Genomic DNA, 24,464 nt, shown 5'->3' with positions numbered 1-24,464 from the left:
TTGAACTGCTGAAATGAAAGAAATCGAATGATGGCGAAATTACTTGTCCTTTTGCGAAATGCTGTATCGTCGTATTTGTTTATCGTAGAGGGCAGTGCCTGCTGAGCGATGCGCTAAATGGCCTCGATATTCGCTGTTGGGCAGAGTGCGCCTGGCACAGCCGGCGCGCCTCGGCGTTCGTGGCGAGGCGCGCATGACCGTTAGCCGACGCTGAAATTCTTCGCATGCCGGCTTGTCCGCGATGTCAATTTCCAATATCGGCCCAGAGCATCCTTCGCCTGACGTGGCCTTTGCTTCGACGACCTGCCGCTTTGCGCAGGCTGTTCAGATCCGGCTGGCGCGATAGTGTCGTTTCGCTATTTTTCGCGGTGCGTCGCGGGAGCGTTCATCACAATCCATGCTGGCGCGATCGCTCAGACGGTTCTTTTTAATGTGGATTCGATTTTTCTATCAGATCGGAAGAAAAGCGCAGCCCTTTCCCTAGCGTGCATTGATAGACGACCGACGTGGCGTTGCCGGGCAGCGGTTGATAGGTGGTGGGCGAAAGTGTCTGTACGCTGACGGCCGCGTTGCCGTTGGACATCGCTTGATATTGAATGAATTCGATGGTCGGCGTACCGTCGGGTTTGATCGTGAAATGCCGGCTGGAGTATGCAATGCGCTCGCCGTCATTCTGCGGGATCACCATGAATTCCTGAATCTTGAGTCCGCCGAGCAGATTCGGCCTTTCGGCGGCCGCTTCAGGCTTACCGCTCAGGCTGCACTGATTGGGGTAGAACAGCGATGTGACGGCTATGCCCGCAAGCAATTGATTACGCAACTGCTGATATTGAGGTATTTGCTGCTGTGCCGCGGCCAGCGAAGAACCGAACAGGCAGGCGCCATAGGCAGCGGCGATCATTAGCTTTTGTCTCATGATTTTTCACCTCGAATTTGCAAAAAATCTTCGGCAAACGGAAGATGCTGGGCCGCCGCCGCTCTTTGTGCCCGCCGCAATCGGGGCAAGGGCAGTGAAAGTATTGACAGGCCGAGGCAACGAAATTCGAGCGGCTGCGAAATGGCTGTGTTGCTTGCGAAACTTTGCAGGCCGGGGTTTGCCCTGGGTTCGAGCCTACGTTGGCATCAAATACCTGGTGCGCGTCGGCCGTGCAGTGCGTCAATGCGCGAGGGGCGTGCGATATGTCACGTCCCAACCCGACAGACCGCCGCGCGTGTCGCGCGGTGGCCTCAGTTGGCAATCAATGCTGGATGCCCCACCCATATTTATCTGCCTGCAGTTTTGGGCTCTGAATCGCCAGATAGGTTGCGCTCCAGAGTTGCGCGGCGTTGGCTTCGGTTGTATCGGCGCTGCAGGTGTCGAATGCTTCGGTCCGGTATTGACTGTTCGCATACGACCACGACCACATTTCGGTCGAGCGCATGTCGTTCGCGTCCGTGATGACCTGCCAGATCTGTTGCCGCGCTTGGTCAAGCAGCGCGCGCACGTTATCGGGCAAGTCGGTGCGCGCAAGCTTGCTCACGAGGCCAGCTATCCATCTAGAGTGGTTGGCATGGCTACGATGTTGGATGATGGCGCTGCCGCGATCATTCACTTTGAACCATAGCATTTGCGATTTCATTCGTGTGCCGCATCGCATGTTCGGCAACCACATAGCGCAGGCCGCCAATGGCTAACTTGATCGTCGTATTGTTGGGGGGAACATTCAACGGAATAACACCATCCGGACGCTGAGGCCCGAGAATGTAATCTCCAAAATTCCGTCCCTCGTTGTGCAGGCGTAAGATGTTCAGGGCATGGAATGCACAATCCCCGTCAGCAGGAACATCATAGCAGCGGTCACCAATCTGTACGCCATAATGATTCTGCTGCAAAATCAATGCTCCGATATATGGGGCACTCGGTTTGCCAATACGCTGAGAATATTCGGGGGTTCGGATATCGAATTGCATATTATGGTCCAATGCAAACATTTTGAACGAGTGTGCGAAGAGTAAGTCTGCATGAGGAAAGTTCCATTCTCCAAATTTCATTAACTGTAGTGCGGCTTCTTTCACGGCTATCAGTCTATCGGCTATCGGTGTTAATGGGACGCGTTTGTGAAACAAAGATTTTTGATTTCTGAAAACATGTTCGCCTCTACGGGTAAGAGTGCCATCTGCCTTTAGATAGTTTTTCAAAAGTTGAGAGGAAATTCTGTAACTTCGAGCGAAATCATCTCGGCTCATACCATTGTCGTTGATATTTTTCGAGGCGAGTTTAACTAATTCGAATGTGATAGGATTAAGTGCATTTTTGTTGTTTTCCTTCGCCAACATTTGTTCGCCGGCGAGGGTTAATCCATCGTTCGATATGTAAGCTCGGAGTGCATTTTCTGTAAATCCATGTTCTTTTGCGAATAATGGAATATTTTTCGAATTGCCTGCTATGGTGCTGCGAGCTAGGTTGAGTACTTTGGCGTTTATAGTACGATTTTTTGGAGTTTTGTTTTGTTTTTTTCGAATTGAAATGGCTTTGCCTGGAGTTTGGTGAGTCGCTGCGCCGCTGATGCCATGCTGGGCCCCGTCTTCTGCAGGCGTTCTTTGGTTGAATCCTGTTCCGAGTTGCTGAAATGAGAGTGGCGCTTTTCCTGAAGATGAAGGGCGCGACTCCTCCACTACGACAGGCAAGTCGTGTGAGTCGGCCGACGATGCGCCTGACTCTAATGGATTTATCTTTTCTACTGAGATAGATGAGGCCGACAGTGAGCTCAACTCTGGCGGACATGACCAATCGTCCAAGATAGTCAGATAACCTAGATAGGACGAGGATGGGTAGAACTCCGGCGGATACTCGTTGTCGTCTGAAATGGGGGAATAATGTGGACAAGCAGGTAAAGCGCTCGACTCAGATGGGCGAGCAACTTGAATGGTAGCCACGTTGACCGGAGGGGAAAGCGGGGCAATAGGCAGGGAAGGATCGCTGGCTTCCTGCGTCGGTTGATCCGGTATTGCAAGCGCTATTTCATCAATATTGCGAATGGCATAGCCACAAGCAATATGACGAATTTCTCTGATTGCATTTTTTATTATTGTGTCATCAGCCGGAATGCTTAAAGGGGAAATGCCATCCGGGCGTTGGGGGTTGATAATATATTGGTTAAGTTGCTTTCCTTTGTTATATATGTCCAGTATGTTTAATGCGTGGAATGCACAGTCTCCGTCTGGTGGGGTATCGTAATGATGGCCGTCAACCTGAACACTGTAGTGATCTTTCTCAAGAATCAATGCCCCGGCATATGGAGAATACGGGCTGCCAATGCTGTGAGAATATTCGGGTGTTTTGACGTCGAATCGTATCTCCCAAATTTGAGAAAATGTTTTAAATGAATGCGCAAAAAGCAAATCCGCATAAGGAAAATTCCATTGCCCTGGCTTGGCTAGCCTTAATGAAGCTTCCTTGATGGCGCGCTGTTTTTCTGTTTCATTGCTCATGCTTTCTTCAAGCTTTGCTTGTCCGGCGCAAGTAAGGGTGCCTTCTACGGTTATATATTTTTTTAATATGCCAAGTGGAATATTGTGTATGCTGCAAAAATCGATTTGATTTATTTTTTCGGGAGCAATGCCGATGCTTTGAACTGCAAGTTTAAGAAAATCTGGTGTGAGCGGTTGTGGCGTGTGATTTTTTTTGTGGATTGAAGGTATTTGCGTGCTAGTTGGAGATAGGATGCTTTTTTTTAGTAAATTATAAAAATGACTCGGCCGAAAACCAAATCCATGTGCAATCTCGGAAATTTTTTTATTGCTATTTTTTAGTATGGACTTTGCTTGCCGAATTATCTCGGGGGTAATTTTTTGTTGAGGAGAGGGATAAGCTAAATGATTCGCAAACCTGGTTAAAGTGCCATCGGCATTGATGAAATTTTGTAAGCTTCCAGGCGACAAGCCATGTTTCACTTCAAAATGCTGGCGCTCTATCTTGCCGGGTCCAGTTCCTACGCTTTCGCTGGCAAGGCGCAGGATTTTGATCGTGGCGATCGATGCGGGATTTACTAAAATAGATGATTGTTTTTTATATTGTGCATTGGTGGCATTTTGATTTTGAGTCAGATTGGATATGGGAGAGGCTTGGTTGATATCTTCAACTTCTTCAAGAGTCGCATCTTTGGCGCATTGATTTATTTGAGGCAATTCCTCGCTATCGCCGAAATCGTGGCCATATATATCGGTCTCTCCTGCTGTCATGGAGGGGCTCAATGAGATGGAGCATCTTGTTGATCGAGGAAAACATTCGGCCATGATTTCTTGGATTATATTTTCTTGTGCATCTGGGTCGATATCTGAAAATGGCATATCGAGATCCAGGCTTAGCTCGGATATTGGAGAAATACTTCGCTCTTCCATGTCGTATGAGTCGCGTTGATGGAGTTGAGCTAAGATTGGGGTCAATTTCGGTGACGAGGTAATACTGGTTGGGCTTGCTTCGGATTGCAAGGGAGGCGATGTGGAGGAAGAGTTTTGCTGAATGTTGCCCGAGTTCGATGTAACTGATATATTAGGTTGAGAAATAGAAGAATTATTCGGCATGGTGAAAGTGAAGCTGATTATGCTGATATAGAACGGAATTGAAGTGAGTATTTTTGCCTGTCTGCCGAATGTATGGTCATGGAAACAAGAGATTTCATACCTGACTTTGTAAAAGGTGTAGGATTGAATAAATGCCGAATTAAAATTGTCAATTTTACCGGTAACTGTGTGGAAATAACCGTTTACACAATGACCGTTCGTCGCATCTGTTTTCGATAGAGCGCAGATGAATCATGTCGCTATCCATGCCGGGTATCAAACGCCCGACCGAATTTGCTCGGCGTGCTCGTTGGCCGGCCGCCATGCTTGTCGCGAAGCAGCCTGCTTCGGCTGCCGACGTTGAATTCCCCCGAATGCGGATTCGCCCGCGGCTTTGATTTTCTAATCGTCAGGCACGAAGCGGCCTCTGCCTGCGTAGTCAGTAAAAGCCGTTGGAAATATAGACAGATCGCCGCGTGCGGGCTCGAATGGCAACGAAAAGGGGCGATCGCTTGCGAAATGTCGCAGTGTGCGGCTCGAGCGGATTCGAAAGACGGTTTGTATCGATCGCATCAACTGCGGCCGCCGATATTCGACGGCGCTCGACATACCGATCGCGGCGGGCCGCCGCGCGTATCGCGAAGCGGCCCCGCCGACGATCAGTGTCGGATGTTCCACCAATATTGGCCCGAGCGCAGCTTCGGGCTCTGAATCGCCAGATAGGTCGTGCTCCAGAGCTGCGCGGCGTTGGCCTCGGTTGCGTCGGCGCTGCGGGTGCCGAACGCTTCGGTCCGGTATTGGCCGTTCACATACGACCACGACCACATTTCGGTCGAGCGCATGTCGTTCGCGTTCGTGATGACCTGCCAGATCTGTTGGCGCGCTTGGCTGAGCAGCGCGCGCACGTTATCGGGCAAGTCGGTGCGTGCAAGCTGGCGATCGAGGCCCGCAATCCACATCGCCTGCTGCCACGACCAGACCACCGTGCCGTGGTACGCCGAACTCGTGAAGCGCGACCACAGCGCTTGGCTCGCATAAGCAGGATTGGCGATCAGCAGGCCGGCGTCGGTTACGAGTCCGGCCGGGAACGGGCGCATCACATCGGTGACGATATGCGTGAGCTGATCCGCGGGTGGCGTGCCGAACAGCAGCGTGAAGCCGCCATCCGAGTTCATGATCGGAATCGGCGTGCCTTGTTCGTCGAGCGAAACCGCGTCGAACGACAGCGGGGCGGTGGGCAGCGAGCCGGCCGGCACGCCTGCCTGCGGTGCATACGCGGCGAGTTTCGCGCTCGCGTCGGCGGGCGTGAGCGCGACGCGGAAGAACGCGGGTGCGCCGGCTTCCCAGGCGGCGGCTTCGGTCGCCGCGCCGGCGAGCGTCGCGCGTTGATCGCCGCTCAGATACGGATCGAGCAGCCCGCGCTCCAGGAAGCGGCTCGTGGCGCGCAGTGCAGCCGGCACGAGCGCGACGTTGACGTCATACGGGTACACGCCGCCGCCCAGACCATCAGTGCTGTCGCGCCAGTTGCCGACGATTTCGCCGGGGCGCAGCCGGATCAGATTCGTTGCCACGGGCTGCTGCGCAAATGGCTGCGCGGTGGACGCAACGCGCAGCAGGTTGGCGACGAAGCGCTGGCCGTTCGCGACGCCGTCGCTGCCCTTTTGCGCGAGATACGCGGCCGCGCGCGCCTGACCGCGCGGATCGTCGATGAGCCAGTCCGCCATGATCGGCGCGAGCATGTAGTCGCCGTCGATCATCTTGTAGTCATAGGTCGGCGTCGGATCGTTCGGGCGGCCGTGCTTGCGGTTGTCGATCAGCGCGAATTCGCCGATGCCTTCCTCGTGCGCGACCTTGCCGTCCGGCGACAGGCGGCTCAGCACCGAGCTCAGTCCGGCTTCGATCACGTCGGGCTGCAACACGGGCATCAGCATGCGCACTGAGATCAGCGTGTCGCGGCCGAAGTAGGTGTCGTACTGCCACGAGCCCGCCAGCAGCTTGTCCTGGAAACTCAGGAATTCGAACACATTTTGGTTTAGCGCATCGGGGTTGACCGATGACGTGAACAGATCTGGGCGGGTGATCGGCCGCAATGGCGTCTCGCCGGTGAATGCCTCGATGCGCACGCGCATCGGTTGCGTGCTGTTCAGCGTTCGCAACGTCAGCTTGCCGGTGTTGTCGGAGGTCATCGTGCCGCCGCTCAGCAGCGTGATCCGTAGCGCGTATCCCGGCGCGCCGTCGACGCGATTGCGCTGCCAAGTCACTGCGTTGCCCGACACGGCCGGCTGTACGACGATATCGGACGGCACTGCCGCGCCGCCGTTGTAGTCGCGCAGGAAGCGCACGGAACTCAGCAGTGCCTGCTTGATCGACAGACTGCTCACGTCGGCGGATACGTCGGCGCGGATGCCGTATAGCGGCCGGCCGGCCGAGTCCCGCATTTGCGCGGCGACAATCGGCGCGTCCTGGCTCCAATTGACGGGCTGCGGCGTGTCGTCGAACCAGAGGCCGGTACCGCTGTTGCCCGCCGGAAAGATGACGAGCAGCCGAGGCTTGGTCGACGAGCGCATTAGCAAGTGCGCGGCCACCTTGTCTTGCCGGTAGAACGCATTGATTTGTCCGCCGCGATCGAGCCTGAATGCGAGGGCGGAACTGCTCGCATTGCCGCCGCCGGTTTGCGACGGTGCATTATCGTCGTCGCCGGAGCAACTCGTCAGAAAGACGACGAAAATAGCGAGTACTAAATGGGTCAAGACGTCCGTGATTGCGATACGTGCCCTCATCTCTCCTCCATTTTTTATGCGCGCGTGATGCAGCGCGCAGCGGTTGCGCAAGCTGCACTGGACGCGTCGATGCGTCAGCGCCACCCGATGCTAAACCAATCCGCATGCGATTGTCTCGTGCACGTGTGTGGCGAGACGCACATTTGGAGGGCGGGAATTGGCCGAGGACGCCACGCTGCCGTGCCGCCGCGCGCAGGCCGATGCGATATTTCCTCGACGTGCTGAATCGTTTGTTTTTACGGGATATAATCGCCCGCGTTGATATAGCAAGCCATGGTGGTTGGGCAGGCCGCACGCTTCTTTATAGCGGCGTTTTCGCGGTTCGCGCAGCCGAATCCAGGGCTTCGATTAAATTTACGGGGTTGCTTTCAATACAAGCTTCATTGCGCGTTTATCGGCCAATCTTTCGTATTGCATCGTGCGAAAGCGCCGGGACGCGTAACTGACGCTGCATGCGCGCGGGGGAATCGCCACACGGTAGACCGTGCTCGATCGGGGCGCTCGAACGTCGTTTTGCCCGCTTGCCGCAATTTGCCGGCGGGTGGGACGGCGCTCGGCCATGTCGCGAGAACGGGGCCGTGATTGTTGGCTCGCCTGTGCCATGCCGCCATCGCGCAGCGACGACCAGGCACATGCCCGCTCATATCACGCCTAATCAGGTTCTCCAGCTCATCGTGCCTGGCGTATCGCTGCTGTTCGCGTGCGGCTTCGTCGGGACCTGGCTGTTCGAGCGCAAGCTGCGTTATCTCATCTTGCTGGCGTTGTCATTTTTTTTGTTCGCGTGCGGCGTGACTTCACAAATCCTGCATATGCCGGAAGCGTGGCGGCCGAGTGCGCTCGTTTCGGCTGCCTTTTACGTTGCGAGCATCCAGGCGCTCGCGGAGGGTGTCGTGCGCCGATGGGGCCTGCATTTTCGGCGCGCGACGCACGCGGGCGTGCTGGCAGGTGTGCTGGCCGGCATTGCGTATTTCAGCTACGGCGTGCCGAACTTGATCGCGCGAATCTATCTGCTGAACTACAGCGCGGGCCTGATGACGCTCGCTGCGGTCGCCCGTATCTGGGCGCGCGGCAAAGGCCGCACGATCAATCACGTGCTGACCGGCAGCCTGCTGCTGTTCGGCCTGAGTTTTCTCATCAGAACGCCGCTGACCATCACCCGTGCGTTGCCTCACAGCCCCGAGCAATTCGGGCAGAGTACGTTCTGGATCGCGCTGCAAGTGTCGCTCGCATTGCTGGGCGGAGTATTGGGAATGGTTTTGATCGCGGCGGGCGTGGCGGACATGATTCAGCATCTCGTCACCGAGCGCGATTTTGATCCGTTGACCGAAACGATGAGCCGGCGTGCGTTCGAGCGGCATGCGTCGCGGCATCTGGCGAGCCCGCGCAGCCGTCCGCTCGCGCTTATCCTGTTCGACGTCGACCATTTCAAATCCATCAACGACAGATATGGGCATGCGGCCGGCGATGCCGTGCTGCGCCGGTTCGGCCGGCTGTTGCGCGATATGGTGCGGCCAGGCGATGTGGTTGGGCGCATCGGCGGCGAGGAGTTCGCGATCCTGTTGCCGCACACCGGCCGCGATGGCGGATGCGCAATAGCGGAGCGAGTGCGCGCGGCACTCGAAGCGGCGCATTTCGACGGGCCCGCGCGAGGCTTGAGCGTGACGGTGAGCGCGGGCGTCGTCGAGCATCGGCGCGCCGAGACGGTAGCGATGCTGCTCGCGCGCGGCGACGTGTTGCTGTACGACGCGAAGCGGGGCGGGCGCAATCGGGTCGTCGCCGAGCAAGCGGACGCGCGTCCGGTCGACGCGGTGTGACGGTTGCGCACGCTGGTGGGCGCCGCAGGTTGCTAATGATGGGCTGCGGTTGTGTGAAAGCGTCAGTGTGAAAGCGTCAATCGCCCGGTTTCCGGCAGCCGCCGTCTTGGCCGAACCGCCGTTGAGCGGGTATGACGCGGTCCGGCAAGCTGAACCGTTCGGCCCGAGCACCGCGTCTGCGTTTGCATGTTTGGCATGCCGCCCGGATTGCTGCCGGTTACCTTTGCCAACCGCCGCTAGTCACCGTGTTGGCGCGTGCCTGAACGTGGTCCGCGCGCGTCAGCGGCCGCTGCGGGGCGGCGCTCGGCCAGCGCGCGCCACACCCGGCGGCACGTAATGCGGGCCGTCGAATAGATATGCCGGATAGCCACGATACGCTTCGAGCTGCGGCTGCAATTCCGCTGCGGTGGCGGCGCGCGGCGCACCGTTCGGCAAGGTCCGGAATGTCTCGGCGATGTTGCGCACGCGCGGCGTGCCGAGCGTTGCCGCCAGCGCGTCGGCATACTTGCGCGCGACTCCGGTGGGGCAATCGGGCGACGGTGGGCGGCTCCGCGCCGGCGACGGCGCTCCACTGGACGAGCAGATCGGCGACGCTGAGCGTGTCTCAGTCGCCGCGCGGGTTGGCGTGCGAATCGTCGGGCTGCCAGACGATGCCTTGAACGAGCGGCGCGCCGTGCAACGGCGGCGGTTGGGTTGGCGAAGGCGGCAGGGCGATGCGGCTGGCACGCGCGCAGGCGGCATTGCCGATCGCGAGCAGCAGCACGAGCGCGGCGGCGGCCGGATGCGCGCGCCGCGTTCGCGTGGATCAGCGGCGGGCGTTATCGGCCGGGGCGATCGAGTTGCGCATGCCGGTATTCATCGGCGAGCCGGGCCCGGTCGATCTTGAGGTTGACGGTGACGGGCAGCGCGCGGCACGCGATCAGTTCGGACGGAATCATATAGGGCGGCAGCCGCTCGGCGAGCCGCGCCTTCCAGTCGGACGCGACGAGCGCCGGCAGCGCGTCGTGCGAGCCGGTTTCGACGAATGCAACGATCCGCGCGACCGCGCCGTCCGGCCGCCGCAGCGCGACCGCGGCGGCGCGCGGCGCGGTCGGCAGCGTGCCGAACGCCGCGTCGATCTCGCCCAGCTCGATCCGGTATTCGTCGAGCTTCACCTGGTCGTCGATGCGGCCGTCGCAGAATAGCAGCCCATCGTCGCGCATGCTGCCGAGGTCGCCGGTGCGCAACGCGCGCATGCCGTGGTGCTCGAACATCCGTGTGGCGTTCAAGTCGTCCCGGTTCAGGTAGCCTCGCATCACGTGCGGCCCCGCGATGCATAGCTCGCCGCCGTCGACGAACACTTCGCCGTTCGGGCGCGCGCGGCCGATCGGCAAACGCTGGGGATGCGCGTCCAGCAGCGCGTCGTCGACGACGATCCAGGTGGTCGCGACGGTCGCTTCGGTCGGCCCGTAAGTGTTGATGATGCGCGCGTGCGCGAACCGCTCGCGAAGCCGCCGCGCGAGCGGCACGGGCAGCACTTCGCCGCAGAACAGGAACGTGCGCAGCTTGGGCAGCGACGTACCGTTGAAAGTGGATTCGATCAACTGCTGCTGAGCGAACGACGGCGTCGACACCCACGTGTCGATTCGCTCGCGCGCGAGCCGCTCGACGAATGCCGCGCCGGGCGCGCTTGCGGCGCGCGACATCAATACGATCGTGCCGCCAAGCGACAGCGTGCCGAATACTTCGTACATCGATAGATCGAAACTGAACGGCGCCTGGTTCATGAAAACGGGGGCCGGGCCGAGCGCGAAATCCGCGGCTATCCAGTTCGCGAGCGCATCGACGCTTTCGAGGCCGATCTGCACGCCTTTGGGTTCCCCCGTCGTGCCGGACGTGAAAAGCACGTATGCCAGCCCTTTTTCAGGCAGCGCGCGTGGCGGTGGCGTGTTGACGGCGGCGGCTTCGATCTGCTTGAACGTGCGGCTGCGCGCGTCGTAATAGACATGCGCGTCGAGCGTGCGGGCGATGCTGCGCATGCGCTCGCCGGGATAGAGGGTATCGAGCGGCACGAACGGCGTACCGAGCATCAGCGCGCCCGTGATCGCGACGAAGAACGACGCTTCCTTGTGTCCGCGCACGATCACGGGCGTATCGGGCGAGAAACCGGCGGCCTCGGCGGCCGCGCACCAGGCTTCGGCTTCGTCGGCGAGCGCGCGCCAGGTCAGGGTGCGGTCGTCGCCGACGACGGCAGGGTGTTTGCCGTCGTGTGTACGTTCGACGAAGCAGCGAGTGAGCAGATCGAAACGCATGTCGGTCACCTATCGGTTGTCGGCAATGAAGACGGCCAGGGTGTGTACGCTCGCGAGATGTTCGGCAATTTCGGTCGCGGGCACCTGCACGCCGAACTCGGCGTCCACGCGCAGCACGATCTCGACGGCCAGCACGGAATTGACCAGGCCGAATTCGATGAGCGGCGTATCGGGTTCGACGTGGCGCAGCACGATCGATTCGACGAGCGGTTTCACGTCGGTGAGCGCAAGGGGAGTGGAAATCATCGGGGCTCCTTCAGAATTGGAAATACGGGAAACGCACTTGGCCGCGCAGTTGCGCGGTGCAGACGAACAGCAGCGCAAGCGCGGCCACGCTCCAGCGCCATGAGGGCTCGCCATGCGAGCCAGCCGTGCGCGGCGGATTTCAGGATCGCGCGGCTCATCGCGTAGTTGAATGCGATCGGCATCGAGAGCAGGCCGATGAGCGCGGGACTCCACGCGCCATAAAAGACGGCCGACGCGGCGCATACCCAGATCGCCGCCGCGCGCGCTGGCCGCGTAATAGCCGGCGCGCGAGACTGGCAGGAACAGGGTGAGGAAGACGAAGGAGTTGAATAGCATTGCCGGAGTTCAGTTCGACAGGAATAGGCGGGGACGCGGCGTATCGGCAGGCGCGGTCGAGGGGCGGGCGGCTGCGCCGGGCGTGATGCCCGGCGCTCGCGCGGTGGCGGCGGATCTCATGACAGTCGGCGTATCGGGCGGCGCGGACAACGCATCCTCCGACATCTCCTAGATCACCACGCGCAGGCTCGCCGGCCAGTGCGCGTGCCGCGCCCACGTTGTCGCGAGCGCGCTTATTGATGGACCGATTCGAGCCGATGCCGTGAATCGGCTGATCGTCCGGCCGTTCCGAGCGGTTTTTACGGCGTCGTCGTGCTGTTTTTATGCGGGTGCAACTATGCCGAAAAAATGTAAAGGCGAATTTTAAAAACTGTCAAACAAATGGCGGCGAAATCCGGTTAAACGTTTGCGATAAAAGTTTTATTTTTAGAGGTAAAACGTTTGATATTGGAAATGATTGCGAGAGGTAACTGTCTCGCGCAATAAGAGGTGATTATCTGGAAGCGGGATGTTTAAAAGAACGCATTTGTAGTCCGGCGTCCGCATGTTGGCAAATTCCGACGCCGCGCCAGGCGGTGGCGCGCTGGCCCGGCTGGTGAGCACGGGCCGCTGGCGCTTCGCTGTCGCCGGCATGGCGATCGCGCCGGCCGGTCGGCGAGGCGGGCATGAGGCGGGGATGTGAGGTGGGGATGTGAGGCGGCCCGGATGTGACGGCCCCGTGAACGGGCATCGGCGGGAAGGCGAAGCGTCCGGCGCAAAGCGGCTGGGCCTACCGGTCATTGCGCTATGCATTTCAGCGGCGGGCGCCGCGCGCATCCGGCGCATGCAGGCGCACCGGATGCTTGCCGTGCCGCCCGGGCGCATTTACCGCGCAGACTGCGCAAGCGCGGCGCTCGGTAGCCGTTCGTGCCGATGCGACACGCTGCCGTCGTGCCGGAACTCCAGCACGATCCGTTGCGCGCGGTGCATTTCGATGGCGGTCGGCGGCAGCACGTTCAACGCGCAGGCCATCGCGAGCCGATCGGCGACGGGCCGGTTGCGGCGCCGATCGAGCTTGCCGTAGCGCAACAGGTTGTAGCCGGACCAGGCAAGCGACAGCATCACGCATGCGAGGCCGATTGCCACGACGATCAGCAGATCGCGCGCGCCCATGCCGTGCTTGAGCATCACGAGCTGCACGTAGCCGTTGCGCAGGCCGAAGCCCCACGCCGCAAGTGTGACGAGCGGCAGCCACAGCCAGCTCCACGCGATCCACGCGGACGCCGTGGCGAACGCGAACAGATAGCGCTGCGCTTTCGGTTGCCGCTCCGGCCGTTGAATCACGATGACATCGGCTTTCATCGCACCCCCCGGTCCGGGCTGACCCATACCGCGCGCGTGCCTTTGCGCTTCATCAGCGCCTTCGGCAGCGCAACCACGGTGGTCAGCGTATTGAGCAGCCAGTACGCGAGCGGATACCAGATCATCCAGTAGTAGTTGCGGCCCATGCGCGTTTCGTAGCGCCGGTCGATCAGCGCGCTGACGCCGAACTGGAGCAGGCACACGAGCCCCAGCACGACGCCATGCCATTGCGGCAGCAGTGTGCGCACGTACAGCGCGTCGGGCATGGGCAGTACGAGGCCGAGCAGCCACAGCACGATGATGCCGAACATCACGTAGGCCCAGATCAGGCTGAGCATGTATTCGATCGCGACCGGCCACTTACGGCGCGCGCGCCAGCGGCAGAGGCCCGCCGTGTAGCGCAGGATCACCTCGACGCCGCCTTGCGCCCAGCGCAGCCGCTGCCGCCACAGGCCGCGCAGCGTTTCCGGCATCAGGATCCAGCACAGCGCGTTCGGCTCGTAGCGGATGTCCCAATGGCGCATTTGCAGGCGCCAGCTGATGTCGATGTCCTCGGTGACCATGTCGGTGCTCCAGTAGCCGACGTCGTGCAGCGCGCTCTTGCGAAAGCACGCGATCACGCCGGAGACGGTAAAGAGCCGTCCGTAGACGCGCTGCGCGCGCTTGATGAGGCCGATGATCGACGAGAATTCGCCGACCTGCAGCTTGCCGAGCAGCGTCGAGCGGTTGCGGATGCGCGGATTGCCGGTGACCGCGCCCACTCGCGGCCCGCTCGTCATGTGGCGCATCAGCCAGTGCGTCGCGTATTCGTCGAGCAGCGCGTCGCCGTCGACGCAGACCAGATACTCGCCGCGCGCGGCCATCGCGGCCATGCGCAAGCCCATCGCCTTGCCCTGGTTGGCGGCGAAGTGGATCACGCGCAGGCGCGGGTAGTCGGCGAGCAGCGCGTCGAGCTGCGCGCCGGTGTCGTCGGTGGAGCCGTCGTTGACGGCGACGATCTCGAAATCCGGATAGCGCTGCGCGTCGAGATACGCGATGGTCTCGCGCACCTGCTCGCCTTCGTTGTGGCAAGGCACCACGAGCGTCACGAACGGATAGCTGGCGAGCGGCGGCGGCTCGACGCGCGGCGGCTCGTTGCGTTCCCAGCGGAAATAGTAGATGAGGCTGCCGCTCAGCCAGACGAGCGACATCACGAGCGGATAGTAAAACGCATACCCGAGCATCAACGGGATCAGTTCGTCCATGGGGTCTCCTCAGCGTTCCGGATACGGGTGCTCGGCGCTCGAGACGAACGGCCGGATCGCCTCCAGCGGCGGCTGGTTTCGAATGAAATCGTCGGGGTAGTAGCCGACGTGCCGCGCGCCTTGCTCCTGCAGCACGCGCATGCGTGCGCCGAGCGCCTCGGCCGGCACCGGCTGGTGGCCGTGGCGCCAGTCCACCGCGGCCAGCTCGAACAGCGTGCGCTCGAGGCCGCCGGGATGCGCGGCCACCGCGTCGACGAGGCGGCGCAACCAGGCGTCGGCTGGCGGCTCGCCGTCGAGTTGCGGCATCGCCATCAGCGCGGTGTAGTCGTAGGCGGCGTTGAATGCCGGCAGGCTCTGTGCGAACCACGCCTCGGCGCGCGGCTCGAGCACCGGCCGCGCGTAGAGATTGCGCGCGGTCTTCAGCGGCGCGCGCCAGCGCGACGCGCGTGTGGTCAACTCCTTCGTGAAGTCGATCAGATATTGCGTGCGCTGCGCGGGCGTGCTGCCGGCAAGCGGGCCGAGCGAATCGGTGTCGCGCAGGTACGCGTCGTCGGAGAACAGCAGGCCGTCGAAGAACGCGTGCATCGCGAGATCCTCGTAGACGTCGCCGATCACGCGGCGCACGTCGGGCGACCACGGCGCGAGCCGGTAGTGATCGCGGTCGCTCGGATCGCCCGGGCGGCCGAGCGTGGGCAGAGGCTGCGCGTGCGCCACGCGCAGCGCGAGCACCGGCATCCATGCATATACCTGCACGTTGCAGCGCGTGCTCAACTGCCACGCGACACGCGAGAACAGGTCGGCGCGCATCGGCAGATGGCGGTTCGGGAAATACAGCGCATCGGCAACGCCGTCGCCGTCCGGATCGGCATAGGCTTGCAGCCATACCTGGCTCGGCTTCATTCGTTTGATGCGATCGAGCAGCGCCGACAGGTTTTGCTCCTGCTGCGCGGGATCGGGGTCGTACACGTAGTCGAGGTCCACCTGCACGATGCGTTGCGGCTGCACCTTGCGTTGCTCGTAGATCAGCGTCGCGAGCCCGTCTACGCCCATGTTGCCGGCGATCAGCAGGCGCGGCACGGTGACGCCGGGCTTGAGTTGGGCACTGGCGTCGTCCAGGCTCAGCGAGACGGTCATGCCGAGCTTGGCCGCCTCTTCTTCGGTGATCGGGTTGTAGTCGCCGTATGGCCAGACGATCGCGCGCGGCCGGCGGCCGGTCTCGCGCGCGATCTCGTCGGCGCTGCGCGCGAGGTCGGCGCGGATGCGCTCGCGGTACGCGCCGGGCGTTTCGTAGCCGTGCGCGGGATCGTAGAGCAGATGCACGGCAGCCGGCAGCAGATTGCGTTGCGGATTGCCGACGATGCCGCGATGCAGGTCGTAGGTGTGCGACGCGAATTCGATCAGGCCCGACGCCTGCATCTCGCGCACCTGGCTCCAGGTCACGAAGCATTCGCGGCCGCATGGCTTGCCGTTGTAGTCGAAAGTCTTGCCGGGCGGCAGGTCGATCCACGAGCCTTCGAGCGCGAACAGCGCCGGGTAGCGGTACGCGCGCAGCAGCGGGTACACACGGCTGTACGCGCTGGCGAGGCCGTCGTCGAAGCTCAGCAGCACGGCTTTGTCCGGCAGCGGGCGTTCGCCGCGCTCGGCGGCGAGCACGTCGTCGAGGCTGACCATGTGAAAGCCGTTTGCGCGCAGCCATTCGAAGTGGGCGATCAGATGATCGGTGCTCACCGGGATCTCGTCCTTGCGCGGCGCGTCGCGCACGTCGTCGAGCACGTCGTGATAGGTCAGCACGATGAGCGGCGGGGGCGCGGCGCGCGCGCGCAGCGGGCCGCTCAGCGCGTCGAGGCGGTCGGCCGCGCGCGCGGCGCTTGCGGCGAGCCATAGCAGCAGGATCAGAAAAAGCAGACGGCGCATCGCTCATTGCCCCCAGTGCATGGTGAGGTCGAGCATCACGCGCGATTCGCGCTTGCCGTCGTAAGGCTGGCTGGTCCAGCCCACGCCCCAGCCGAAGCTCAGGCCGCCGCGCGGCTGAAAGTTCTGCCCGTAGCGCACGCTGGCCGCCCAGCCGGTGCCGTGGCCGCGCTCGTTGTAGGGGCCGATGGCGGCATCGAGGCTGTGCCGCCAGTCGTGTTCGTTGCGTTGATAGAGCATATGGTCGATCCGTCCGGTCAGCATGGCCCAGCGCGCTTGCGCGGGGCTGTAATAGGGAACGTCGGTCAGGCGGTTGTGCGACAGGCCGAGCTGCGCGCCGCCGTCCACCGTGAAGTAGCGCGCGGTGTAGAGCCGTTGCGTCAGATCGGCTTGCCAGCCGTAGCGGCGGTTGCCGTCGCTGAAGCGGTCATACGACGCGGCGATGCCCGCGCGCGTCAATTCGCTCGCGCGCCATTGAGCGCTCGCGTCGTAGCTGTGGGCCGTGATGCCGAACGCGCTCGCGCGCAGCGGCACGTGAGCGTCGCCCTTGGTGCTCCAGTCGGCGCCGAAGGTCCAGTGATCGCTCGGCGACCATTTGAAGCCCGATTCGAGCGCGACGCCGCGAGTCTGGCCGATGCCGGGCAGCGCTTGCAGATAGGCTTCGAAGCCGCGCGCGTAGCCGCGCACGCCCGCGCCGAGCCGGTAGCGCTGGGCGCGGCCGCCCTCGTCGAGCGAGCCGCCGGCGAGCCGCGCGATGCCGGCCACGCGCCAATGGTTGTACAGCAGCGGGCTTTGCAGCACGGCCTCGGTTTCGTTGTCATAGTCGCCGTAGGTCGATTTGCCGCCTTTGCCGTTGTAGTGATCGATGTCGAATTGCCAGCCGCGCTGCCTATCCCACGCTTGACGCGTGAGTTGCACGCGCTGCTCGCGCGGGATGATCTGCTCCAGATCGCGCAGCGCGGGCTCGACGCGCGCGAAATCGTTGAGTTCGCGCCAGTCGTCGATTGCCTCGAGCCGCGTGCCGGTGTCTTCCGGATCGAGCCCGGCCGCGCCGACGGCGGTTGCCTCGGAACGGCGCGGCCAGCCGCGCATGCGCTCGACGTATGCGAGGTTGCGCCACAGCGCCACGTTGGCCGGCGCCTCGGCGCGCAGCGCTTGCAGGCGCTGCCAGGCGTCGCGGTGCAGCCAGACGTTGTCGCGCAGCACGGCGGCGGCGATATCGGCGCTGGTCTTGTGCGGGTTGGGGCGCGGTTCGAGGCCGGCCACAGGCGGCAGCCAGGCCGGCGTGCCGGCGGCCGTGCGATCCGCGAGCGCCAGCGCGTCGCGCGCGCGCCACGCTTCGAGGTACGCGTATGCCAGCGAGATGTGCGGATCGCCTTCGTCGTCGGCATACGGGCCGGGGTGGCCCGCGATGCCGGCCTCGTACAGCGGGATCGCCTGTTCCGGCTGCCGCTGCTGCATCAACGCGTCGGCCACGGCGATCTCGGCATAGGGCGGCAACGGCTCGCCGGCCAGCTGCATCGCCCGATAGCCTTCCATGGTCTCGGCGCCGCGGGCCGCTTCGCTCGTCGAAACCAGGCGATCGGCGTCGAGGCGGCGGCGAAGCCCGGCGCAAGCGCGGTAGCGTTCGCACGCGTCGTCGAGCGTGGCGACGGCGCGATCGCTTTGCGCGTAAGGCTGATTCGGATCGGCCGGCATCGTGCGCGCCCAGCGCGTCTGGTGCGCGGCCAGATCGGCCTGCAGTGCGGCGAGGTCCGCGTCCGGCAGCGGCGCACGCAGTTGTTGCGCCCAATACAGGGCTTGCGCGGCAGCGCCCAGCTCGGATAGCGCGCGCACGCGCAGACGCAGCGCGTCCGGATCATTCGGCCAACGCTGCAGGATATCTTCGCAAAGCGCGAGCGCATCGACGCGTCGATGCGCGGCGAGCCGGCTTCGCGCATCGGCGAGTTGCTGCGCGCGCGTGCCGGCATCGGTGGACGCGCTCGCGTGCGCACTTGGCATCGCGCACGCGAGCGCCAGGCCGATGAGCGATGCAAGACGCCGCCGCGCGGCGCCGGCGCGGGGGGACAAAGTAAATGTCGACATAACAGGCTTCCAGCCCGGCATGCGCGCGCACGGTTCCGCTGTCATCGGACGAACCGGATGCGCCCGCTATGGGCGAGCTTTGGGATTTTCGCGAGAAAGGAATTCGCAATTCGACGCCGCGCCGGAGGTGAAATCCCGGTAAATCCGGCGTCGATGCGGTTTAGCGAAAGCGATGAAGCGGTGTCATCGGCGACGGTGGCGGACGAAATCGGTGGCGTGCCGGTGTGGATTTTCAGGTTCAGTCAATCCGGCAGCCGAATGCAAACCGGGATAATCGGATTCAAGAGGTAATGCGATCGCAGATTGGCGGGCGGCCGATGCTAAACCGGCATTTTGATTTCCGATGCGAAACGCGAGTAAGGTATTTTCAAACATCCCCGAAATTCCTGGTCGATCAATCTTGATTTTTTAGCGTGTGGTCGATACCGGGCCGGCGCGTGTGTTGCCGTGTCGCGCCGGCCCGCAACGAGTACCGATTTATTTTTGACGGCTCGCTCGGATATCGATATGCCGAGCGCCCGGTGATTCTGCGTGGCTTCGAGCCGAAACCACGCCGTGCTGCGTTTATGAGGGTGAAACTATGCCGAAATATCTCATCATTTAACTTCAAAGACTGTTAAATGATCAACGGTGAATCGATGTAAAACGTTTGCCTGGATCGAGTCCGTTTTTCATGCCAAACGTTTTACGTCACGGTTGATTGTGCTTAATTAAGCGCGGGCGCAATTAAAAATCAAAATAAGCGATGTGGTATTCCGGAATAGCGGAATTTGAGTATCGCTTCGAATGGCTGCCGGGCGATTCCGAATGCCGGCAGGGCGGCGGCGTCATTGGGGCGGCGTCGCGCGCCAGGCGGTGGCGGCTTCGTCGTACAGCGCGGTGTGCGCGACGCCCGCCGCGATTGCCGCTTCGTCGGCTGGCCCGTCCAGCATCCGCCAGCGCCGGTATTGCGACAGAAACCACAGCCCGTCGCTCGCGAGCGGCCGGTTTACCGTGCCGTGATCGTGAAAGCGGATCGGCGCAGGCGGTTGCGCGAATGGCCCCTGGCCGTAATCGCCGAGCAGCCGCGGTGCGATTTGCGCAACCGGCACGCCGATCGCATCCGGCGCGGCTAGCCATTCGGCCGCAAGCGCGCGATGGTCGGGCTCGTCGAGCCATGCGCATGCGTCGAGCAGCGCGCGCACGAGCGCGCGCGCCGTGTTCGGATACAGCGATGCGAACTCGCGCCGGCACGCGAGCGCCTTTTCCGGGTGATCGAGCCAGACCTCGCTGGTCGCCGCGACGGTGCGGCCCACGCCGCATGCGTCGGCAACAGCGTTCCACGGCTCGCCGACGCACAGCCCGTCCAGTTCGCCGGACGCGAGCGCATCGACCATCTCCGGCGGCGGAATCACGATGCTGCGGATATCGCGCATCGGATCGACACCGCGCGCCGCGAGCCAGTGATACAGCCACATCGCATGCGTGCCGGTCGGGAAGGTTTGCGCGAACACGGGCTTGCGCCCGAGCGTGGCGAGCGCGGCGCGCAGCTTGTCCGGCTGGTGCGGCCCAGCGCCCGGCGCGACGGGCGGTGACTGATACGCGTCGGCAAGCCGGTTCGAGAACGTGATTGCCTGGCCGTTGCGGTTGAGCACCATCAGCACGGCCATGTCGGCGCGCGGCCCGCCGATACCTAGCTGCACGCCGTACACGAGGCCGTACAGCGTGTGCGCGGCGTCGAGTTCTCCCGACAGCAGCTTATCGCGGATGCTCGCCCACGACGGCTGCCGGCACAGCTCCAGCGTGATGCCGTAGCGCTCGCCGAGCGCCAGATGCCGCGCGGCGATAAGCGGCGCCGCGTCGCAGAGCGCGACGAAACCGATGCGCAGATGGCGTCGCTCCGGTGCATCGAAATGGCGGGTATTCATGCGGGTCACACCTTCAAGTTGGCGGGTGGTCGGCAAGCAGCAGGCGCGCCGCGTCGACGATCCGGATGCCTTGGTTCATCGCGCTGCGCCGAAGCGTCGCGTAAGCTTGCTGCTCGGACAGCCGGCGGTGCTCCATCAGCATGCGCTTGGCGCGGTCGATCAGCTTGCGCTCGGCAAGCTCGCGTTCGACCTCCGTAAGCCGCTGGCGCAAGCGCACGTCATGCGAGAAGCGCGCGAGCGCGACTTCGAGAATCGGCGCGAGCCGCTCGGCCGACAAGCCTTCGACCAGATACGCGCTGACTCCCGCGCCGACTGCCGCGCGGATCAGTTGCTGATCGGCGTCGTGGCTGAACATCAGCACGGGCCGCGGCGCGGTGGCGTTCATGACCGCAAGCTGCTCCAGCGTGTCGCGCGACGGCGATTCGGTATCGATGATCACGACGTCCGGGCGTTCCTTTTCGATGGCGGCGGGCAGCCGCGCGGGCGTGGCGACTTCGTCGAGCATCTCGTAGCCGATGCGCGCGAGCGCGTCGCGCAGCTCGCCGAGCGGCTTGTCGGTGTCGGTGACGAGCAGCACGCGCAACCGGGCGGAGCGGTCGGTCGAGTCGGTCAATTCCATCGGGCTGGCGCAAGAGGCGGGCGCGGCGTCGCGGCGCGCGCGCAGGGAAGAACGGCTGGCGCGCGTGCCGCCGCGGCGCGCGCGCACGAGCCGGTGCCGGCAATGGGGGCCGCGCGCTGTGCCGGGCGGATCATGCCGCGGCCGGGACCGGTGCGCGCGCGGGCTCGGGATCGCGCGCGGGCAGGCATGCGGGCGTGCCGGAAGGCGCGCGCCCGACGGCCTCGCCGTGCGCGTCCGCGGCGCGGGCCGGGCGGGGGAGCGCTTTGCCGAATGCTTTACCCGTCGCTTTGCCGGCTGCTTCGTCGAGCACTCCACCGATCGCTTCACCAACTGCTACGTCGAGTGCTCCGCCGATCGCTTTACCGGCTGCTACGTCGAGTGCTCCGCCGATCGCTTTACCGGCTGCTTCGTCGAGCACTCCACCGATCGCTTCACCAACTGCTACGTTGAGTGCTCCGCCGATCGCTTCATCCACCGCGTCACCGATCGCACGCCCGACGAGAATCACCGCCGGGCTGCCCAGCCCGGCCTCGGTCGCGGCAGCGGCCAGCCGGTCGAGCGTGCCGGTCCAGCGCCGCTCGGCCGGTGTGCCCGCCCATTGGACGATCGCGGCCGGCATCGATGCGTCGAGCGCCGCGAGCAGGCCCGCCGCGACTGTGTCGAGGCGGCTCATGCCCATGTAGATCACGAGCGTGGTGCCGGCCGCGGCGAGCGAGCGCCAATCGGGTTCGCCGTGATCCTGCTTGTGCGCGGTGACGAACGTGACGCCCTGGCAGTGCTCGCGGTGCGTGAGCGACACTTGCAAGCTCGCGGCGGCGGCAAAGCCCGCCGAGATGCCGTTGACGATATCGACCGGCACGCCGGCCGCGCGCAGTGCGGCAAGCTCCTCGCCCGCGCGGCCGAACAACAGCGCGTCGCCGCCTTTTACGCGCACCACGCGCTCGCCGCGCAGCGCATAGCGGCACATCAGGCGCTCGATGAATGCCTGCGGGGTCGAGCGGCAGCCGCCGCGCTTGCCGACGCGGATGACGCGCGCACGCGGCGCGAGCGCCGCGATTTCCGGCGCGACGAGATCGTCGAGCAGCAGCACGTCGGCCGCCGCCAGTGCCTTCGCGGCGCGGATCGTCAGCAGGTCGGGGCCGCCTGGGCCTGCGCCCAGCAGCGTCACGTTGCCAATCTTCTTCATCATCCGTTTCCTGTCGATTCCTGCTTGGCTGTTGTGCGGCCGCGCCCGGCGGCGCGGCGCGCTGCTCGCGCATGCCCCGCCGCTGCGCCGCTGTCGACCGCTGTTTGGCCGAAACGAAAACGGCGTCCCGCGCAGCCGGCCGGGCTGGCCGGGCGGATGCGCAGGACGCCGTTGTCCCATCCCGAGCACCGCGCGCGACGAATACGCGAGGCCTGCTCGAGCTTCATTAGCGCCGCTGCTCGCAAGCCACGGACTTTACGCGCGGCCGCACGGCGGATGCCGCTGCCATGCAGCGGATATGCCGCTGCCGCTCGGCGCGTGCGCCGCCGCTGCTGCTGCCGCCGCGCGCCGCCGTTGATTCCAGCGAGCGCCCGATATGCCGCCGGCGTCGTTGCCGGCGATGTTTCTTAATCGAACGATCAGCGAACAATCAGCATGCAATAAGCGCGGAGCAATAACCGGGCCAATGGCAATTGCCGTCGAAGCCCCGCATGCCCTGGCGCGTATGCGCGCGGTTTGCGCGCCAATCCGCCGCACGCCGACAGTGCTGCATTGCACTACAACTGTGCCTGCTGCCTCACTGCGTATCGTCGGCGCGCGACGCCGCGTTCGCCCTTTATCGCGCGATGCATTGCCCCATCTCGTTTCCGCCCGCTTGGCACGACGCTTGCGTAACGTTCGGCGGGCGGATCAACGGCGATCCGCTTCGCGGCACCGACTATCGATTCGCCCGGCAACGGGCGCGTTTTGGGCAACGGCGTCCTACGCATCCGGTCATCCGACGGGATTCGCAGGGCGCCGTTTTCGTTTGGTGAGACAACACGCAATGTCCGACAAGGCTACCCGCATCGATTTGCTGAACTGGCGCACGCCGCCGATGCGCGCTTTCCACCTGACGTGGATGGCGTTCTTCATTTGCTTCTTCGCATGGTTCGCGTGCGCGCCGCTGATGCCCATCATCGCGCACGAATTCAAGCTGAGCGCCGCGCAGGTCGCGAACATCAACATCGCGGCTGTCGCGGCGACGGTCGTCGTGCGGCTCGTGGTCGGCCCGCTGTGCGACCGTTACGGCCCGCGGCGCGTTTATGCGGCGCTGCTGTCGCTCGGCGCGATTCCGGTGTTCGCCGCGTCGTTCAGCCATGACTACACCACGTTCCTGCTGTGCCGCCTTGGCATCGGCGCGGTGGGCGCGAGCTTCGTGATCACCCAGTACCACACGTCGATGATGTTCGCGCCGAACGTGGTTGGCACAGCGAATGCGGCCGCGGCGGGCTGGGGCAACGCCGGAGCGGGCGCCGCGCAGGCGCTGATGCCGCTGTTGCTGGCCGCCGCGATGCTGCTCGGCTTGAGCGACGCCGGCGCATGGCGGGCCGCGCTCGCCGTGCCGGGCGCTGCGATGCTGGCGATGGCGTGCGTCTACTGGCGTGCGACACAGGACTGCCCGCAAGGCGATTTCGCCGACTTGCGCGCGCGCGGCGTCGCCGTTGGCAGCGGCAAGAAAGGCGGCTTCGCGAGTTTCGCCGCCGCGTGCGCGAACTACCGCGTGTGGATGCTGTTCGTCACCTACGGCGCGTGCTTTGGCGTCGAAGTGTTCATGCACAACATCGCGGCGCTGTACTACGTCGATCGTTTTCATTTGTCTCTGAAGGATGCGGGGCTGGCTGCAGGCGTTTTCGGGCTGCTCGCGTTGTTCGCGCGCGGCCTCGGCGGCTGGCTGTCGGATCGCGCGGCCGCGCGGCGCGGACTCGACGCGCGCGTGACGCTGCTGTTCGCACTGATCGTCGGCGAGGGCGTGGGGCTGCTCGCCTTCGCGCAGGCGGGCAGCGTCGCACCGGCCGTCGTCGCAATGGTCGCGTTCGGCCTGTTCACGCACATGGCATGCGGCGCGACCTACGCGCTCGTGCCGTTCGTCGATCGCCACGCGCTGGGCGGCGTGGCGGGCATCGTCGGCGCGGGCGGCAATGTCGGCGCGGTCGCGGCTGGATACCTGATGAAGGGCGTCGGCGCGATCCAGCCGACGCTGATGCTGCTCGGCGCGGCAGTCACCGGCGCGGCGTTCTGCGCACTCGCCGTGCGCTTCAGCGCCGAGCACAAGGCAAGCGAAGCGGCGCTGCGCGCGCAGGCGCTCACCATCAACAGCGTTTCGAATTGACAGGGAGCCT

Annotated in this window: 15 protein-coding genes and 3 pseudogenes; 3 read left to right on the top strand and 15 right to left on the bottom strand. The window is 63.4% G+C overall.

Annotated features, from left to right (window positions below; translation table 11 throughout):
- Positions 1-427: 427 nt before the first annotated feature.
- The 4 genes and pseudogenes from WS68_RS10780 to WS68_RS10755 form a co-directional block, all read right to left on the bottom strand.
- On the bottom strand, positions 428-916 hold the full coding sequence (locus WS68_RS10780; RefSeq protein WP_082709949.1) for a VirK family protein: 489 nt from the start codon (positions 914-916) through the stop codon (positions 428-430).
- A gap of 322 nt (positions 917-1,238) precedes the next feature.
- Positions 1,239-1,535 (bottom strand): annotated as a pseudogene (locus WS68_RS10775) (hypothetical protein); the annotation flags it as partial.
- Positions 1,536-1,584: 49 nt separating this feature from the next.
- Positions 1,585-4,380, bottom strand: coding sequence for a hypothetical protein (locus WS68_RS27545; protein ID WP_156429454.1), 2,796 nt, complete (start codon positions 4,378-4,380; stop codon positions 1,585-1,587).
- 827 nt (positions 4,381-5,207) lie between these two features.
- Positions 5,208-7,322: pseudogene (locus WS68_RS10755) on the bottom strand (hypothetical protein); the annotation flags it as partial.
- Between the two features lie 632 nt (positions 7,323-7,954).
- Here WS68_RS10755 and WS68_RS29260 point away from each other — a divergent pair.
- Entirely contained in the window at positions 7,955-9,136 is a 1,182-nt protein-coding gene (locus tag WS68_RS29260) for a GGDEF domain-containing protein (RefSeq protein ID WP_059570769.1), read from the top strand.
- 604 nt (positions 9,137-9,740) lie between these two features.
- On the opposite strand, the gene WS68_RS28880 is transcribed toward WS68_RS29260, so the two are convergent.
- The 3 genes from WS68_RS28880 to WS68_RS29590 are packed head-to-tail and all read right to left on the bottom strand — an operon-like array spanning position 9,741 to position 12,009.
- Positions 9,741-9,899, bottom strand: coding sequence for a hypothetical protein (locus WS68_RS28880; RefSeq protein ID WP_231752988.1), 159 nt, complete (start codon positions 9,897-9,899; stop codon positions 9,741-9,743).
- Positions 9,900-9,954: 55 nt separating this feature from the next.
- Complete coding sequence (locus WS68_RS10745; RefSeq protein WP_059570816.1) at positions 9,955-11,427, bottom strand: AMP-binding protein; 1,473 nt, start codon at positions 11,425-11,427, stop codon at positions 9,955-9,957.
- Positions 11,428-11,436: 9 nt separating this feature from the next.
- Entirely contained in the window at positions 11,437-12,009 is a 573-nt protein-coding gene (locus tag WS68_RS29590) for an acyl carrier protein (RefSeq protein WP_442857157.1), read from the bottom strand.
- A gap of 544 nt (positions 12,010-12,553) precedes the next feature.
- Between WS68_RS29590 and WS68_RS28875 the strand changes: the two genes are divergently transcribed.
- On the top strand, positions 12,554-12,691 hold the full coding sequence (locus WS68_RS28875; RefSeq protein ID WP_231752987.1) for a hypothetical protein: 138 nt from the start codon (positions 12,554-12,556) through the stop codon (positions 12,689-12,691).
- A 182-nt stretch (positions 12,692-12,873) separates the two neighbouring features.
- Here the strand turns inward: WS68_RS28875 and pgaD are convergent, their stop codons facing one another.
- From pgaD to cobA, 8 genes and pseudogenes are all read right to left on the bottom strand, one after another.
- On the bottom strand, positions 12,874-13,350 hold the full coding sequence (gene pgaD / locus WS68_RS10735) for a poly-beta-1,6-N-acetyl-D-glucosamine biosynthesis protein PgaD (protein ID WP_059570766.1): 477 nt from the start codon (positions 13,348-13,350) through the stop codon (positions 12,874-12,876).
- Positions 13,347-14,594, bottom strand: a complete 1,248-nt coding sequence (gene pgaC / locus WS68_RS10730; RefSeq protein ID WP_059570765.1) for a poly-beta-1,6-N-acetyl-D-glucosamine synthase — start codon at positions 14,592-14,594, stop codon at positions 13,347-13,349. The genes pgaD and pgaC overlap by 4 nt, the downstream gene beginning before the upstream one ends.
- Before the next feature lie 9 nt (positions 14,595-14,603).
- Positions 14,604-16,508: a poly-beta-1,6-N-acetyl-D-glucosamine N-deacetylase PgaB gene (pgaB, locus tag WS68_RS10725; RefSeq protein WP_082709947.1), complete on the bottom strand. Its 1,905-nt coding sequence runs from the start codon at positions 16,506-16,508 to the stop codon at positions 14,604-14,606.
- Between the two features lie 3 nt (positions 16,509-16,511).
- Positions 16,512-18,590 (bottom strand): poly-beta-1,6 N-acetyl-D-glucosamine export porin PgaA, encoded by a 2,079-nt coding sequence (gene pgaA / locus WS68_RS10720; RefSeq protein ID WP_197419577.1) that lies wholly within the window; start codon positions 18,588-18,590, stop codon positions 16,512-16,514.
- A 183-nt stretch (positions 18,591-18,773) separates the two neighbouring features.
- Positions 18,774-18,965 (bottom strand): hypothetical protein, encoded by a 192-nt coding sequence (locus WS68_RS27540; RefSeq protein WP_156429453.1) that lies wholly within the window; start codon positions 18,963-18,965, stop codon positions 18,774-18,776.
- Positions 18,966-19,417: 452 nt separating this feature from the next.
- The gene (locus tag WS68_RS10715) at positions 19,418-20,497 is read right to left on the bottom strand and encodes a CmpA/NrtA family ABC transporter substrate-binding protein (protein ID WP_059570763.1); all 1,080 of its coding nucleotides are present in this window, start codon (positions 20,495-20,497) and stop codon (positions 19,418-19,420) included.
- 13 nt (positions 20,498-20,510) lie between these two features.
- Positions 20,511-21,116 carry an ANTAR domain-containing response regulator gene (locus WS68_RS10710; RefSeq protein WP_059570813.1) on the bottom strand — a complete coding sequence of 202 codons (606 nt, stop codon included), beginning with the start codon at positions 21,114-21,116 and terminating at the stop codon, positions 20,511-20,513.
- A gap of 451 nt (positions 21,117-21,567) precedes the next feature.
- A pseudogene (gene cobA, locus WS68_RS10705) lies at positions 21,568-22,302 on the bottom strand (uroporphyrinogen-III C-methyltransferase); the annotation flags it as partial.
- An 826-nt stretch (positions 22,303-23,128) separates the two neighbouring features.
- On the opposite strand from cobA, the gene WS68_RS10690 reads away from it, so the two are divergent.
- Positions 23,129-24,454, top strand: coding sequence for an MFS transporter (locus WS68_RS10690; RefSeq protein WP_059570760.1), 1,326 nt, complete (start codon positions 23,129-23,131; stop codon positions 24,452-24,454).
- The last annotated feature ends 10 nt before the right edge of the window (positions 24,455-24,464 follow it).

The sequence above is a fragment of the Burkholderia sp. TSV86 genome (genome assembly GCF_001522865.1).
In the GTDB taxonomy this organism is placed as follows: Bacteria; Pseudomonadota; Gammaproteobacteria; order Burkholderiales; family Burkholderiaceae; genus Burkholderia.
This window is presented reverse-complemented; position numbering and strand designations above follow the sequence as displayed.